This window comes from Pseudomonas sp. Sample_24, from assembly GCF_004307605.1.
Taxonomy (GTDB): domain Bacteria; phylum Pseudomonadota; class Gammaproteobacteria; order Pseudomonadales; family Pseudomonadaceae; genus Aquipseudomonas.
In genome coordinates, this window is record NZ_RCNW01000422.1 from 3122 (window position 1) to 19495 (window position 16374).

13 protein-coding genes are annotated in these 16374 nt (G+C 61.2%); 10 read left to right on the forward strand and 3 right to left on the reverse strand.

Going from position 1 to position 16374, the window contains the following annotated elements; translation table 11 throughout:
• Window positions 1-184 precede the first annotated feature (184 nt).
• From ydcS to D8V06_RS24800, 3 genes are all read right to left on the reverse strand, one after another.
• Entirely contained in the window at window positions 185-1336 is a 1152-nt protein-coding gene (gene ydcS, locus D8V06_RS24790; protein WP_056856296.1) for a putative ABC transporter substrate-binding protein YdcS, read from the reverse strand.
• A gap of 83 nt (window positions 1337-1419) precedes the next feature.
• Window positions 1420-2877 carry a gamma-aminobutyraldehyde dehydrogenase gene (locus tag D8V06_RS24795; protein ID WP_056856295.1) on the reverse strand — a complete coding sequence of 486 codons (1458 nt, stop codon included), beginning with the start codon at window positions 2875-2877 and terminating at the stop codon, window positions 1420-1422.
• A gap of 134 nt (window positions 2878-3011) precedes the next feature.
• A complete protein-coding gene (locus D8V06_RS24800) occupies window positions 3012-3926 on the reverse strand; it encodes a LysR family transcriptional regulator (RefSeq protein ID WP_056856294.1) in 915 nt (304 codons plus the stop codon).
• A gap of 175 nt (window positions 3927-4101) precedes the next feature.
• Between D8V06_RS24800 and D8V06_RS24805 the strand changes: the two genes are divergently transcribed.
• The 10 genes from D8V06_RS24805 to lysS all read left to right on the forward strand — a co-directional run.
• Complete coding sequence (locus D8V06_RS24805) at window positions 4102-4824, forward strand: tellurite resistance TerB family protein (protein WP_130932005.1); 723 nt, start codon at window positions 4102-4104, stop codon at window positions 4822-4824.
• Between the two features lie 275 nt (window positions 4825-5099).
• The gene (locus D8V06_RS24810) at window positions 5100-6722 is read left to right on the forward strand and encodes a methyl-accepting chemotaxis protein (protein ID WP_056856292.1); all 1623 of its coding nucleotides are present in this window, start codon (window positions 5100-5102) and stop codon (window positions 6720-6722) included.
• Entirely contained in the window at window positions 6722-7258 is a 537-nt protein-coding gene (locus D8V06_RS24815) for a chemotaxis protein CheW (RefSeq protein ID WP_130932006.1), read from the forward strand. Before D8V06_RS24810 ends, D8V06_RS24815 begins: the two co-directional genes overlap by 1 nt.
• Window positions 7255-8526, forward strand: a complete 1272-nt coding sequence (locus tag D8V06_RS24820; RefSeq protein ID WP_130932007.1) for a protein-glutamate O-methyltransferase CheR — start codon at window positions 7255-7257, stop codon at window positions 8524-8526. Before D8V06_RS24815 ends, D8V06_RS24820 begins: the two co-directional genes overlap by 4 nt.
• Complete coding sequence (locus D8V06_RS24825) at window positions 8523-9206, forward strand: chemotaxis protein CheW (RefSeq protein WP_056856289.1); 684 nt, start codon at window positions 8523-8525, stop codon at window positions 9204-9206. The genes D8V06_RS24820 and D8V06_RS24825 overlap by 4 nt, the downstream gene beginning before the upstream one ends.
• A complete protein-coding gene (locus D8V06_RS24830; protein ID WP_130932008.1) occupies window positions 9203-11488 on the forward strand; it encodes a hybrid sensor histidine kinase/response regulator in 2286 nt (761 codons plus the stop codon). Before D8V06_RS24825 ends, D8V06_RS24830 begins: the two co-directional genes overlap by 4 nt.
• Window positions 11485-12495, forward strand: coding sequence for a chemotaxis response regulator protein-glutamate methylesterase (locus D8V06_RS24835; protein WP_130904470.1), 1011 nt, complete (start codon window positions 11485-11487; stop codon window positions 12493-12495). Before D8V06_RS24830 ends, D8V06_RS24835 begins: the two co-directional genes overlap by 4 nt.
• A gap of 48 nt (window positions 12496-12543) precedes the next feature.
• The gene (locus D8V06_RS24840; protein WP_056856286.1) at window positions 12544-13545 is read left to right on the forward strand and encodes a PleD family two-component system response regulator; all 1002 of its coding nucleotides are present in this window, start codon (window positions 12544-12546) and stop codon (window positions 13543-13545) included.
• Between the two features lie 244 nt (window positions 13546-13789).
• Window positions 13790-14885, forward strand: a protein-coding gene (prfB, locus tag D8V06_RS24845) for a peptide chain release factor 2 (RefSeq protein WP_130904468.1) whose coding sequence is annotated in 2 segments (ribosomal slippage) — window positions 13790-13861 and window positions 13863-14885 — 1095 coding nt in all. Because the reading frame shifts where the segments join, the coding sequence is not laid out codon by codon here.
• Window positions 14886-14996: 111 nt separating this feature from the next.
• Window positions 14997-16374 (forward strand): lysine--tRNA ligase (gene lysS / locus D8V06_RS24850; protein WP_130932016.1); only part of this gene is annotated, 1378 nt, incomplete at its 3' end.

Consider the following 16374-nt stretch of genomic DNA (forward strand, 5'->3'; position numbering starts at 1 on the left):
TCGCCACCCAGCGGGAGCAAGCTCCCTCGCCACAGGGATGGCGGCTTCGCCACCCAGCGGGAGCAAGCTCCCTCGCCACAGGGATGGCGGCTTCGCCACCCGGCGGGAGCAAGCTCCCTCGCCACAGGGATGGCGGCTTCGCCACCCGGCGGGAGCAAGCTCCCTCGCCACAGGGGAGAGCGGCTTACCTGCCGCCCATGATCGCGATGTAGTCCTGGGTCCAGCGGCTGTACGGCACGAATTTGCCGCCTTCGGCTTGCGGGGTTTTCCAGAAGGCGATCTTGTCGAACTGGTCGAAACCGTTGGTCTTGCAACCTTCGGCACCGAGCAATTCACTCTCCTTGCACGCCGCCGGCACGGCTGGCAGCGAACCGAACCACGCCGCCACGTCGCCCTGGACTTTCGGTTGCAACGACCAATCCATCCACTTGTAGGCGCAGTTCGGGTGTTTGGCGTCAGCGTGCAACATGGTGGTGTCCGCCCACCCGGTGGCGCCTTCTTTCGGGATGGTCGACGCGATCGGCTGCTTCTCGTTGATCAGGCCATTGACCTGATACGGCCAGGCGCCGGACGCGACCACGCCTTCGTTCTTGAAGTCACTCATCTGTACGGTGGTGTCGTGCCAGTAACGGTGGATCAACGGCTGCTGGGCGCGCAGCAGATCGAGCACGGCCTTGTACTGCGCTTCGGTCAGTTCGTAGGGGTTCTGGATGCCCAGTTCCGGCTTGGCCGATTTGAGGTACAACGCGGCGTCGGCGATATAAATCGGACCGTCATAGGCCTGAACGCGGCCCTTGTTCGGTTTGCCGTCCGGCAGATTTTCCGCGTTGAACAACACGCCCCAGCTGTCAGGCGCAGTCTTGAACACGTTGGTGTTGTACATCAGCACGTTCGGCCCCCACTGATATGGGGTGCCGTAGGTCTGGTTGTTGACCACGTACCACGGCGCATCCTTGAGGCGAGGATCGAGGTTTTTCCAGTTCGGGATCAACGCCGTGTTGATCGGCTGCACACGCTTGCCACCGATCAGCCGCAGCGAGGCGTCGCCGGAGGCGGTGACCAGGTCATAACCACCCTTGGCCATCAGGCTGACCATTTCATCGGAGGTCGCCGCCGTTTTCACGTTGACCTTGCAGCCGGTTTCCTTCTCGAAACCGGTCACCCAGTCGTAGGCCTTGTCGCTTTCGCCACGTTCGATGTAGCCGGGCCACGCCACGATATCCAGTTGGCCTTCGCCGGCACCGACGGCTTTCAGCGGCTCGGCGGCCTGGAGGCTGGCGCTGGCCAGCAGCGCCGTGGTGATTGCACTGAGCAGTGCGGTCTTGTGCACGAACATGGGTATTCCCTCTTCTTCAAATTATGGTCGGGGCAGTTTTGAACGTGGTGAAGCATGCCGTTGGCGGCTTGTTATTAGCGTAGTCAGAGATGTTGCCCGTGGCGCGCCATGATGTGGCGCACCACGCTGTAGTCCTGGAGCGAATCGCTGGACAGGTCTTTGCCATAACCCGAGCGCTTGAGCCCGCCATGGGGCATTTCGCTGACCAGCATGAAATGGCTGTTGATCCAGGTGCAGCCGTACTGCAACCGCGCGGCGACCTGCATCGCCTTGTCCAGGTTCTGGGTCCAGACCGATGACGCCAGGCCGTATTCGGAATCGTTGGCCCAGTCCACCGCTTGTTCCAGCTCATCGAAACGCGTCACGGTGACCACCGGCCCGAACACTTCGCGCTGGACGATTTCGTCGCTTTGTTTGCAGCCCGCCAGCAACGTCGGCTGATAGAAGAACCCGGCGCCGGAATGTACCGCGGCACCGGTCACCCGTTCGATGTGCGGCTGGCCGAGGGCACGCTCGACGAAACTGGCCACGCGGTCGCGCTGGCGGGTGCTGATCAGCGGGCCGATTTCGTTGTCGGCATCGCGTTTGCCGGCAAACCGCAGGCTGCTGACGGCGGCACCGAGTTCAGCCACCAGGCGGTCATGTATCCCGGCCTGTGCATAAACCCGGCACGCGGCGGTGCAATCCTGGCCGGCGTTGTAATAGCCATAGGTGCGCACGCCTTCGACCACCGCTTGAATGTCGGCATCGTTGCAGACAATCACCGGGGCTTTGCCGCCGAGTTCGAGGTGGGTGCGTTTGAGGGTTTTGGCGGCGGCCTGGAGGATTTTCTGGCCCGTGACGATATCGCCGGTCAGCGACACCATGCGGATTTTTGGATGGCTGACCAAATGGCTGCCAACCCCTTCGCCGCCACCGCACACGATGTTGATCACACCGCGCGGCAAGATCTCGGCCAGCGCTGGCGCCAGAGCCAGGATCGACAGCGGCGTGTGCTCCGAGGGCTTGAACACCAGCGTATTGCCGGCGGCCAGGGCCGGGGCGATTTTCCACGCGGCCATCATGATCGGGTAATTCCACGGCGCAATGGACGCCACGACACCAATGGGATCGCGCCGCACCATGCTGGTGTAGCCCGGCAGGTATTCGCCACTGAGCTGGCCGGTCTGGCAGCGCACTGCACCGGCAAAAAAACGGAACACATCGACAGTCGCGCTCAAGTCGTCCTGACGGGCCAGGTGCAGCGGCTTGCCGCAATTCAGGGCTTCGAGACGGGCGAGCTGGTCAGCGTTTTTTTCGATGGCGTTGGCGATGTCCAGCAACAGGTTCGAGCGCTGTTGCGGCGTAGTCCGGGACCAACCGGCAAAGGCGCGGTGGGCGGCGAGGATGGCGGCTTCGACTTGTTCGGTGCTGGCTTCGGAAATCTGCGTGAGGATTTCGCCCGTGGCCGGATTGATGATGGGTTCGGCACAGCCTTGTCCGGCGACCAATTCACCATCGATCAACAATGCGGTGAACAACGGGGTCTGTGCACCAGTCATTCTTCGAGTTCTCTTTTCTTGTGTGGCCATGCGGTTCCCCTGTGACCGGGGGGCCGACCGTCTTATATAGATGCAGCAAGACTAGTGCGCGGCCCCGAGGTCGACAAATTCTAAATACTGAAGGTGGCATTCGATTAAATAGATGGCTTGCGTCCGCCGTGGGGTTGTTCCCGCGCAACAGTAAGAAACGGGTCGACCAGCGCCGGCCGCGCCGTGCCCCTGCGCCATGCCAGGCCGACATCGAGGGTCTGGCTCAAGTCGGCAATGGGCCGTGCTTCGATGATGTCGCCCTCCAGTGACCACGGGCGATAGGTCATGTCTGGCTGGATCGAAACACCCAGACCCGCGGCCACCAGGCTTCGCACCGCTTCGGTCGAGGCGGTGCGCAAGGTGATACGCGGTTGCAACGAGGCTGCCGTCCACATCCGTTGGGCGTTGCGGTCCATTTCGTCGACGTTCAGTTGAATCAGCGGCTCGCGGGTCACGTCGGCGAGATTGATGCTGTCGTGCTCCAGCAGTGGATGCTGGGCCGGCAGCCACAGTCGATGGGGCGAATGGGTCAGCACTTCGGTCTGCAAGGCGTGGCGATCTTCGAGGTTGGAGAGGATCAAAACGCCGACATCGATCTCACCGCTGACCAGCAAATGCTCGATGTAGGGGCGCTCGTCCTCCATCACGCGGATCTCGACGTTGGGGTAGGCGCGCTGGAAACGGGTCAGCAAATCCGCCAGGTAATAACCGGCCACCAGGCTGGTCACGCCGATGATCAACTGCCCGGCGACCTGGTCGGTGCTCTGTTGCAGGCTGCGTTTGGCGTTGTCGACAGTGGCAAGGATCAAGTGCGCCTGACGCAAGAACTGGTGGCCCTGATGGGTCAGGGTCATGCCCTTGGCGTGGCGATTGAACAGGCTGACGCCGATCTCTTCCTCCAATTGCTGGATCGCCAGGGTCAGGGTCGATTGGGAAATGAACGCGGTTTGCGCGGCGGCGGAGATCGAACCGGTCTCGGCGACGGCGATGAAATGACGGATCTGACGCAAGGTCATCATGAGAGGAAACCCAGTGGGCGGTTTTTATCGATAGGTTCGAGTGTATATCCATTTTTACGAAAGGCAGGCTGACTTCGAGCAACATCTGGAAGCACTCTCGCAGGTCAGGTTGCGGCACTTTCGATCTAGGCTGGTGGCCTCAAGGTTTGGTCAAACCTTTTAGTGGAGGCAAAAAATGAACACCCGTGGATTGCTCGATCAACTGCTCAAGTCCGGTCAGGACCTGTTGCAGAACAAGGCAGGCGGGGCGCAGGGCAAACCGTCCGGTGGCGCTCTCGGCGGGTTGCTCGGCGGTAACGGCGGTTCGGGCGGCCTCGGCAGTCTGCTTTCCGGTGCGGGTGGCGGTGCCTTGGCGGCAGGTGCAATGGGCTTGTTACTCGGCAACAAGAAGGCGCGCAAGGTCGGCGGCAAGGTTGCGGTCTATGGCGGCCTCGCGGCATTGGGCGTGATTGCCTACAAGGCCTATGGCAATTGGCAGGCTCAGCAGGGCACGGCGCCGAAGACCGAGCCGCAGACCCTTGATCGCTTGCCCGCGGCGCAAGTCGAGCAGCACAGCCAGGCGATTCTCAAGGCGCTGGTCGCGGCGGCCAAGGCTGATGGCCACATTGATGCCCGTGAGCGCGAGCTGATCGAAGGCGAGTTCACCAAGCTCGACAACGATCAGGAACTGCAGCACTGGCTGCACGCCGAACTCAACAAACCGTTGGACCCCGCCGATGTCGCCCGCGCCGCCAGCACCCCGGAAATGGCCGCCGAGATGTACATTGCCAGTGTGATGCTGGTGGATGAGGAGAGCTTCATGGAGAAATCCTACCTCGACGAACTCGCGCGTCAACTCAAACTAGAGCCGGGCCTGAAGGCTGAACTTGAGAAACAGGTTCGCCAGGCTGCTGTTTAAGTTCTGCAAACGCCATCGTTCAGGATCATGATCGTTCCCACGCTCTGCGTGGGAATGCCTCAACGGACGCTCCGCGTTCGGCTCAATGACCATTCCACCGTCCCTTTCTACCGATTTACCCCTAACACCCGACCTCCCAATTGACGGACAGTCCCTCCCCAGAGCCCACCCACGCTTTTTTGCGCGGGATGCGAAGTGGAGCGCAACCGTCTTATAAATGAAACAGCGCCCTCGGCTATACTCCCCGCATTTCGAATATGCCCCGAGGACTGACTGTGAAGAACTGGACGTTGCGCCAACGCATTTTGGCGAGCTTTGCGGTAATCATCGCCATCATGCTGCTGATGGTGGTCGTCTCGTATTCCCGGCTGTTGAAGATCGAAGACAGCGAAGCCAGCGTGCGCGAGGATGCGCTGCCAGGGCTGTATTACAGCTCCATGATTCGGGGCGCGTGGTCCGACAGCTATGTACACATTCAGGCCATGCTCGGCCTCGAGCAAGGGCAGGGCTTCACGGCAGAGGAAGCGGCCAACTTCAAGGGCTACGCTGCGCGGTTGACAGAGCAGATGGAGCTCTACCGCCAAACGATTACCGACGAAGAAGACAAGCGCGAGTACGCAGCCTTCGAAAAAATCCATGAGGACTACCACCGGATTCTGGCCGCGGTGATCGAGTTGCATAAACGCAACCAGAACGCCGAGGCCATCAACATGTTCACGGCTGAACTGACCCCGACCTGGACAGCGGGTCGCATGAAGGTCAGTGACATTCTTCGTCATAACAAGGCCGTGGCGGACGCCGATATCGCGGCCATTGATGACGCAGTGCTCACCGCCAAAGTCATCATGGGTATCTCGCTGGTGATCGCCGTGCTGGCCGCGGCTCTCTGTGGCCTGTTGCTGATGCGCGCCATCATGGCGCCGATGAATCGTATCGTGAAAATTCTCGAAATCATGCGCACCGGCGACCTCAGCAGCCGTTTGAATCTTGAGCGCAAGGACGAATTCGGCGCAGTGGAAACCGGCTTCAACGACATGATGGCCGAACTGACCTCGCTGGTGTCCCAGGCGCAGCGTTCTTCGGTACAGGTCACCACGTCGGTCACCGAAATCGCTGCCACCTCCAAGCAGCAGCAGGCCACCGCCACCGAGACGGCGGCCACCACCACTGAAATCGGCGCGACCTCCCGTGAAATCGCCGCAACATCGCGGGACCTGGTGCGCACCATGACCGAGGTGTCCACCGCCGCCGATCAGGCCTCGGTCGCCGCCGGTTCCGGCCAGCAAGGGCTGGCGCGCATGGAAGAAACCATGCACTCGGTGATGGGCGCGGCGGATCTGGTCAACGCCAAGCTGGCGATCCTCAACGAGAAAGCGGGCAACATCAACCAGGTGGTGGTGACCATCGTCAAGGTCGCCGACCAGACCAACCTGTTGTCGCTCAACGCCGCCATCGAGGCCGAGAAGGCCGGCGAGTATGGTCGCGGTTTTGCCGTGGTCGCCACCGAAGTGCGACGCCTGGCCGACCAGACCGCAGTTGCGACCTATGACATCGAGCAGATGGTGCGCGAGATTCAATCGGCGGTGTCGGCCGGTGTGATGGGCATGGACAAGTTCTCCGAAGAAGTGCGCCGTGGTATGTCGGAAGTGCAGCAGGTTGGCGAGCAACTGTCGCAGATCATCCATCAGGTCCAGGCACTGGCACCGCGGGTGTTGATGGTCAACGAGGGCATGCAGGCCCAGGCCACCGGTGCCGAGCAGATCAACCATGCGCTGGTGCAATTGGGCGATGCCAGCAGCCAGACCGTCGAATCCCTGCGTCAGGCCAGTTTCGCCATCGATGAATTGAGCCAGGTGGCCGTCGGGCTGCGCAGCGGCGTTTCGCGATTCAAAGTCTGATGAGCGAAATGACGGCCAAACGCAGCGCCGTTAAGCCAGCGTTGCACGCCTTGTTTCTGGTGTTTCGCATCGGCAGCGAGCGCTATGCCTTGCAGGCCATCGAAGTGGCGGAAGTGCTGCCGCGCCTGCCATTGAAACCCATCGCCCACGCGCCGCAATGGGTTGCGGGGGTGTTTGCCTATCGCGGTGCGGTGGTGCCGGTGATCGACCTTGGTGCTTTGACGTTTGGTACGCCATCGCAAGCGCGCACCAGCACGCGGCTGGTGCTGGTGCATTACCGACCGGATGAAAGCGCACAGGCGCAACTGCTCGGGCTGATTCTGGAACAGGCCACGGACACCTTGCGTTGCAACCCGGCGGATTTTCAGCCTTATGGGTTGGATAATCGCCAGGCCCCGTACCTGGGGCCGGTGCGCGAAGATGCCCACGGCCTGTTGCAATGGGTGCGAGTCGCCGATCTCTTGGATACCTCGGTGCGTGCGCTGCTGTTTCCGACGCCACCTCTGGACCTGACGCTGCTTGAGGGCCGGCCATGACCAGCGACCAGCGTTTTTTCGATTTCCTCAAAGAGCGCATCGGCCTTGACGTGACGTCGGTCGGTCCGGCGATCATCGAGCGTGCCGTGCGTCAACGCAGTGCGGCGGCTTCGGCGCAGTCGGCGGATGAATATTGGCGTACCTTGCAGGCGTCTGCCGACGAACAACAGGCGTTGATCGAAGCGGTGATCGTTCCCGAGACCTGGTTTTTTCGTTACCCGGAATCTTTCGCCACCCTGGCGAAACTGGCGACCAAACGGTTGGCAGACATCAACAATATGCGTGCCCTGCGGATTCTCAGCCTTCCGTGCTCCACGGGCGAGGAGCCTTACTCGATTGCCATGGCACTGCTGGATGCCGGGTTAAAACCGCACCAGTTCAAGGTCGAAGGCATGGATGTCAGCCCGCTGTCGGTGGACAAAGCCCGGCGCGCGCGGTACGGCAAGAACTCGTTTCGCGGTCAGGACATCACGTTTCGCGACATGCATTTCACCGCCGAAGGCGACGGCTATCGGCTTAGTCCGCGAGTGCTCGATCAAGTCCACCTGCAGGTGGGCAACCTGCTCGATCCGGCATTGCTGGTCAACGAGCCACCCTATGACTTCGTGTTTTGCCGCAACCTGCTGATCTACTTCGATCTGGCCACACAAAAACAAGTGTTCGAGGTGCTCAAGCGCCTGACTCATGTGGATGGCGTGTTGTTTATCGGACCGGCCGAAGGCAGTCTGTTGGGGCGTTTGGGCATGCGTTCGATCGGTATCCCGCAATCCTTTGCCTTCAGCCGGCAGAGCCCGGCGGAGTCAGAGCCGTTGCCAGCTTTCGTCCCCACACCTTTACGGGTGCCGCAACCCCTGCGCAATGTGCTTGCCCCTGCGACCAGCAAGCGCCCATTCACCAGCACTGCACGCCCTGTGCCACCGGCGAACACAGGCAACACCGACGCCGCCAGGCTGCTGGCGAACATCGCCGCGCTGGCCAATGAAGGCAAAAGTACCGAGGCTCGCGCCGCGTGTGACAGTTACTTGCGCAGCCATGAGCCGGTGGCCCAGGTTTTCTACTGGCTGGGTTTGCTCAGCGATGTCGCCGGCAGTGTTCTGGAGGCCCAAGGGTTTTACCGCAAGGCGTTGTACCTCGAACCGCAACATCCCGACGCATTGATGCATCTGGCCGCCTTGCTGCAGTCCCAGGGCGATACGGCGGGAGCCCGACGATTGCAGGAACGCGCCGCCCGCAGCGAGCGCGCCGCTGACAGTGAGCGTAAACGATGATCGCCTCCGACACCTTTAGCGTCACCCATGAAGATGCCCAGGCCATCGATGATTGCTGGAACCGCATCGGGATCCATGGCGACAAATCCTGTCCGTTGTTGATCGAACACATTCATTGCCGTAATTGCGCGGTGTATTCGGCGGCGGCGACACGTTTGCTGGATCGCTATGCGTTGCAGCAGGAAGACCGTGAACATGTGTCCGGTACGTTGCAGAGCGAGGTGAAAACCCGCTCGCTGCTGATGTTCCGCCTCGGTGAAGAATGGCTGGGGCTGGCGACGCGCAGCCTGGTGGAAGTGGCGCCGATGCAAGCCATTCACTCCCTGCCGCACCAGCGTTCGCGGGCCTTGCTCGGTGTGGCGAACGTACGCGGTGCGCTGGTGGCGTGCCTGTCGTTGGTCGAATTGCTGGGGCTCGACGGCGTCAGCAGCGTGGCGACGGGCGCGCGGGTCATGCCGCGCATGCTGATCATCGCCGCTCACGGTGGGCCGGTGGTCGTACCGGTGGACGAAGTGGACGGGATTCACGCCATCGACGAGCTTGTGCTCGAGGCTGCGTCGAAATCCGGCAACCAGGCCAATGCCAAATACACCCAAGGCGTGTTGCAATTCAAAGGTCGCAGCCTGCGTTGGCTGAATGAAGAACAGCTGTTGTCCGCCGTGACCCGGAGCCTCACATGACCCCCGAGCAAATGCGTGATGCCTCTTTGCTGGAGCTGTTCAGCCTCGAAGCCGAAGCCCAGACCCTGGTTTTGAGCGCAGGTCTGCTGGCGCTGGAGCGCGACCCGACCCAGGCCGATCAGCTCGAGTCGTGCATGCGCGCGGCGCACTCGCTCAAGGGCGCAGCACGAATTGTCGGCGTCGATGCCGGCGTCAGTGTCGCGCACGTCATGGAGGACTGCCTGGTCAGCGCCCAGGAAGGGCGGTTGTACCTGCGCCCCGAACATATCGATGCGTTGCTGCAAGGCACTGATTTGCTGATGCGCATCGCCACACCCGGCAACGCCCCGCTGCCTGTGGATATCGAAGCCTATGTCGCGCTGATGGCGCGCTTGCTCGATCCGGCTGCCGCCGTCATGCCGGCCAAGGCAACGCCCGCTCCGGTCATGGCAGAGCTTCAGCTCGAAGCTGCGGTGGCCAAGGTTGAAGTCCCGGAACCGGAGATTGAAGCGCCGCCCGCCGCGCCGAAGAAGACCAGACGCACCACCGAAAACGGCGAGCGCGTGTTGCGGGTGACCGCCGAGCGTCTGAACAGCCTGCTCGATCTGTCGAGTAAATCCCTGGTGGAAACCCTGCGGCTCAAGCCGCACCTGGCCACCATGCAGCGCCTCAAGCGCATGCAGAACAACAGCCTGCGAGCACTGGAAAATCTCAACGTCCATCTCAAGGAACACGCCCTGAGCCTTGAAGCCCGGGAAGCCCTCGAAGATGCTCGTCGACTGCTGGCGGAGTCACAGCAGTTGCTGGCGGAAAAAAACGCCGAACTCGATGAGTTCGCCTGGCAGGCCAGTCAGCGGGCACAGGTGTTGTACGACACGGCGCTGGCCTGTCGCATGCGGCCATTCGCCGATGTGCTGACCGGTCAGGTGCGCATGGTCCGCGATCTGGGCCGCAGTCTCGGCAAGCAGGTCCGTCTGGAGATCGAGGGCGAGAAAACCCAGGTCGACCGTGATGTGTTGGAAAAACTCGAAGCGCCACTCACCCACCTGCTGCGCAATGCCGTCGATCACGGCATCGAATCGCCGGAGCAACGGTTGTTGGCCGGCAAGCCCGAGGAAGGCCTGATCCGCCTTCGTGCTTCCCATCAGGCCGGATTGCTGGTGCTGGAACTCAGTGATGATGGCAACGGTGTCGATCTGGAAAAGGTCCGTCGCAGCATCATCGAACGCCAATTGTCCCCGGCCGAAACCGCCGCACAGTTGAGCGAAGAGGAACTGCTGACGTTCCTGTTCCTGCCGGGTTTCAGCCTGCGCGACACGGTCACTGAAGTCTCCGGCCGCGGCGTCGGCCTGGACGCGGTGCAGCACATGGTCCGCCAGTTGCGTGGCGCGGTGGTACTGGAGCAGACGGCGGGCGAGGGCAGCCGCTTTCACCTGGAGGTGCCGCTGACCCTGTCGGTGGTGCGCAGCCTGGTGGTGGAAGTCGGCGACGAAGCCTATGCCTTTCCGCTGGCGCATATCGAACGCATGTGCGATCTGGAGCCGGGGGACATCGTTCAGGTCGAGGGCCGCCAGCATTTTTGGCATGAAGGCCGGCACGTCGGACTGGTCGCCGCCAGCCAATTGCTGCAACGTCCGGCGAGCCAGGGCAATCAGCAGACCTTGAAAGTCGTGGTCATTCGCGAGCGCGATACCGTTTATGGCGTCGCGGTCGAGCGTTTTATCGGCGAGCGCACGCTGGTGGTGCTGCCCCTGGATGAGCGCCTGGGCAAGATCCAGGACATTTCCGCCGGAGCCTTGCTCGACGATGGCTCGGTGGTGTTGATCGTCGACGTCGAGGACATGTTGCGTTCGGTGGACAAACTGCTCAACACCGGGCGCCTGGAGCGCATCGCCCGTCACAGCAACCAGGCGGCCGAAGCGGCACGCAAGCGGATTCTGGTGGTGGATGACTCGCTCACTGTGCGCGAACTGCAACGCAAATTGCTGCTCAATCGCGGCTATGACGTGGCCGTGGCGGTGGACGGCATGGACGGCTGGAACGCATTGCGTTCGGAAGATTTCGATCTGTTGATCACCGATATCGATATGCCGCGCATGGACGGTATCGAACTGGTGTCGTTGTTGCGGCGGGACAACCGCCTGCAATCGTTGCCGGTGATGGTGGTTTCCTACAAGGATCGAGAGGAGGACCGTCGCCGTGGACTGGATGCCGGAGCCGACTATTATCTAGCCAAAGCCAGTTTTCATGATGACGCCCTGCTTGATGCAGTGGTTGAGCTCATAGGAGGAGCGCGGGCATGAAGATCGCAATTGTCAACGACATGCCCATGGCCGTAGAAGCCCTGCGCCGGGCGCTGGCGTTCGAGCCGGCGCACCAGGTGATCTGGGTGGCCGGCAACGGCAGGGAAGCCGTGCAGATGTGTGCCGAACAGACCCCGGACCTGATCCTGATGGACCTGATCATGCCAGTGATGGACGGGGTGGAGGCGACTCGCCGGATCATGGCCGAAACGCCCTGCGCCATTGTCATCGTCACGGTCGATCGTCAACAGAATGTGCATCGGGTCTTCGAAGCCATGGGCCATGGCGCCCTGGACGTGGTCGACACCCCGGCCATCGGAGCCGGCAATGCCCAGGAAGCGGCAGCGCCGCTGTTACGCAAAATCATGAATGTGGGCTGGCTGATCGGCGAAAAGGGCAACCGCGAGCGATCAGTGCCGGGCCCGCTGCGCAGTGCTGGTTCGCGCCAGAGTCTGATTGCCATTGGCTCATCCGCTGGCGGGCCGGCGGCACTGGAAGTCCTGCTCAAGGGACTTCCGAGGGATTTTTCCCCGGCCATCGTGCTGGTCCAGCATGTTGACCAGGTGTTTGCCGCCGGAATGGCCGAATGGCTCAGTAGCGCCAGCGGGCTCAACGTGCGCCTGGCACAGGAAGGCGAGCCGCCACAAAGTGGCACCGTGTTGCTGGCCGGCACCAACCACCATATCCGCTTGTTGAAAAACGGCACGCTGGCCTACACCGCCGAACCGGTCAATGAGATTTATCGCCCCTCGATCGATGTGTTTTTCGAGAGTGTGGCCAGGTACTGGAACGGTGACGCGGTCGGCGTTTTGCTCACCGGTATGGGGCGTGATGGTGCCCAGGGGCTTAAACTCATGCGCCAGCAGGGTTATCTGACCATCGCACAGGATCAGAACAGCAGCGCGGTGTATGGCATGCCGAAGGCGGCTGCGGCCATCGATGCCGCTGTGGAAATACGCCCGCTGGACAAGATCGCGCCACGTTTGCTGGAGATCTTTGCAAAATGACTACCTCTATCAGCAATCCTGGCCCAAGCAGTATTCAGGTGAACGCACATGAATGATTTACAGCTCGACGACTTCAAGACTGACGAAAATGCCGCCATGGTGTTATTGGTGGACGATCAGGCGATGATCGGCGAGGCGGTACGGCGCGGGTTGTCGAACGAAGAAAACATCGACTTCCACTTCTGCTCCGATCCGCACCAGGCCATCGCCCATGCGGTGCGTATCAAGCCGACGGTGATCCTGCAGGATCTGGTCATGCCTGGCCTCGACGGCTTGAGCCTGGTGCGTGAGTACCGCAACCATCCGGCGACCAAGGACATTCCGATCATCGTCCTGTCGACCAAGGAAGACCCGCTGATCAAGAGCGCGGCGTTCGCGGCCGGGGCCAACGATTATCTGGTCAAACTGCCGGACAACATCGAACTGGTGGCGCGGATCCGCTATCACTCGCGCTCCTACATGACCCTGTTGCAGCGCGATGCCGCCTACCGTGCGCTGCGGGTCAGCCAGCAGCAATTGCTCGATACCAACCTGGTGCTGCAACGCCTGATGAACTCCGATGGCCTGACCGGGCTGTCGAACCGTCGGCATTTCGATGAGTACATGGAGCTTGAATGGCGGCGTTCACTACGTGAACAAAGCCAATTGTCGTTGTTGATGATCGATGTGGATTATTTCAAGACCTACAACGACAGTTTCGGCCACCTGGAAGGCGATGAAGCCCTGCGCAAGGTTGCCGCGGCAATCCGCGATGCCAGCTCCCGTCCTTCTGACTTGCCGGCGCGTTACGGCGGAGAAGAGTTCGCCCTGGTGTTGCCCAATACGTCCCAGGGCGGGGCGCGGCTGGTGGCGGAAAAACTGCGCATGACCGTGGAAGCCTTGAAGATTCCGCACATTTCCCCGAGCGAAGGCTCAAGCCTGACGATCAGCATCGGCCTGTCGACCGTCACACCGACACCCGGCAGCAACTGCCGGGAACTGATCCTGGCGGCGGACAAGGGGCTGTATCTGGCCAAGCACAATGGGCGAAATCAGGTAGGGATCGGGTAATCTGCAATTTCTACCAAACGACGCAGAACCTGTGGGAGCCAGGCTTGCCCGCGATGAGGGCCTGACAAGCGATACTGCATCGACTGACACGCCGCCATCGCGGGCAAGCCCGGCTCCCACAGGTTTCGCATCGTTGCAAAGTTCGCCTGCAAACCTGCCTTTTCAGCCAAGCGGACTGCCGTTCCCAGCCGTTTGCCGTTATACTCGCCGGCTTTCAAAAGTTCGCCAACGAGTGCTGCCCGCCATGGAAATCAACCCGATCCTTAACACCATCAAGGACCTGTCCGAGCGCTCCGAAACCATTCGGGGGTATCTTTGACTACGATCAAAAGCATGAGCGTCTGACCGAGGTCAATCGCGAGCTTGAAGATCCGAGTGTCTGGAACAAACCTGAGTACGCCCAGGAGTTGGGCCGCGAGCGCTCTGCGCTGGCGCAAATCGTCGAAACCCTGGACGAACTGAACGCCGGTCTGGCCGATTGCCGCGACCTGCTGGACATGGCCGTCGAAGAAAATGACGAAGGCGCGGTGGGCGATGTCGTCGCCGAACTGGCCCGTCTCGAGGAAAACCTCGCCAAGCTTGAATTCCGTCGCATGTTCAGCCACGAAATGGACCCGAACAACGCCTACCTGGACATCCAGGCCGGCTCCGGCGGCACCGAAGCCCAGGACTGGGCCAACATCCTGTTGCGCATGTACCTGCGCTGGGCCGACAAACGCGGTTTCGACGCGACCATCATGGAGCTGTCTGCCGGTGAAGTCGCCGGGATCAAGGGCGCCACCGTGCACATCAAGGGTGAGTACGCCTTTGGCTGGCTGCGTACCGAAATCGGCGTGCATCGTCTGGTGCGCAAGAGCCCGTTCGACTCCGGCAACCGTCGTCACACCTCGTTCTCCGCTGTTTTCGTCTCGCCAGAGATCGATGACAAGGTGGAAATCGAAATCAACCCGGCAGACCTGCGGATCGACACCTATCGTTCCTCCGGTGCCGGTGGTCAGCACGTAAACACCACCGACTCGGCCGTACGTATCACCCACGTACCGACCAACACCGTGGTCAGCTGCCAGAACGAACGTTCCCAGCACGCCAACAAGGACACCGCCATGAAAATGCTGCGGGCCAAGTTGTACGAGCAGGAAATGCAGAAGCGCAATGCGGCCTCGCAGGCGCTGGAAGACACCAAGTCCGATATCGGCTGGGGTCACCAGATCCGCTCTTACGTGCTCGATGCCTCGCGGATCAAGGATCTGCGCACCAACATCGAACGCAGCGACTGCGACAAGGTGCTCGATGGCGACATCGACGAGTACCTGGAAGCCAGCCTGAAATCCGGGCTGTAAAAGACGCACACAGGATCGCTGATTCAGCGCGATCCCTGTAGGAGCCAGCCTGCTGGCGATCCCCGGGCCGCAGGGCCCGGGGGCAACGAACCTGATGGAATATTTAAAGACATGAGCGACCTAGAACTCGACCCGCAAGCCCTGCAACAGGAAGAAAACTCCCTGATCGCCCTGCGCAAGGAAAAGCTGGCTGCCGAGCGCGCCAAGGGCAACGCCTTCCCGAACGACTTCCGCCGCGAAAACTACTGCGATGCCTTGCAGAAACAGTACGCGGACAAGACCAAGGAAGAGCTGGCAGAGGCTGCGATCCCGGTCAAGGTTGCCGGTCGCATCATGCTTAACCGTGGCTCGTTCATGGTGATCCAGGACATGACCGGTCGCATCCAGGTCTACGTCAACCGCAAGACCCTGTCCGAAGAAACCCTGGCCGCGGTGAAAACCTGGGACATGGGCGACATCATTGCTGCCGAAGGGACCCTGGCCCGTTCCGGCAAGGGCGACCTGTACGTTGAAATGACCACCGTGCGCCTGCTGACCAAGTCCCTGCGCCCGCTGCCGGACAAGCACCATGGCCTGACCGATACCGAACAACGCTATCGCCAGCGTTACGTTGACCTGATCGTCAACGAAGACGTGCGCCAGACCTTCCGCGTGCGTTCGCAAGTGATTGCGCACATCCGCAGCTTCCTGATGAAGCGCGACTTCCTGGAAGTGGAAACGCCGATGCTGCAGACCATTCCGGGCGGCGCCGCGGCCAAGCCGTTCGAAACCCACCACAACGCACTGGACATGGAAATGTTCCTGCGTATCGCGCCTGAGCTGTACCTCAAGCGCCTGGTGGTTGGCGGCTTCGAGAAAGTGTTCGAGATCAACCGCAACTTCCGTAACGAAGGTGTCTCGACTCGACACAACCCTGAATTCACCATGTTGGAGTTCTACCAGGCCTACGCCGACTACGAAGACAACATGGACCTGACCGAAGAATTGTTCCGTGAACTGGCGCAGCTGGTTCTGGGCAGCACCGACGTGCCGTACGGCGACAAGGTGTTCCACTTCGGCGAGCCGTTCGTGCGTCTGTCGGTGTTCGACTCGATCCTCAAGTACAACCCTGAGCTGACCGCTGACGACCTGAACGACATCGACAAGGCCCGTGCCATCGCCAAGAAGGCCGGCGCCAAGGTGCTGGGCTTTGAGGGACTGGGCAAGCTGCAGGTGATGATTTTCGAAGAACTGGTCGAGCACAAGCTGGAACAGCCGCACTTCATTACCCAGTACCCGTTCGAAGTGTCGCCGCTGGCCCGTCGCAACGACGATAACCCGAACGTTACCGACCGTTTCGAACTGTTCATCGGTGGCCGTGAAATCGCCAACGCCTACTCCGAGTTGAATGACGCGGAAGACCAGGCCGAGCGTTTCATGGCGCAGGTGGCCGATAAGGACGCCGGCGACGACGAAGCCATGCACTACGACGCCGACTTCGTTCGTGCGC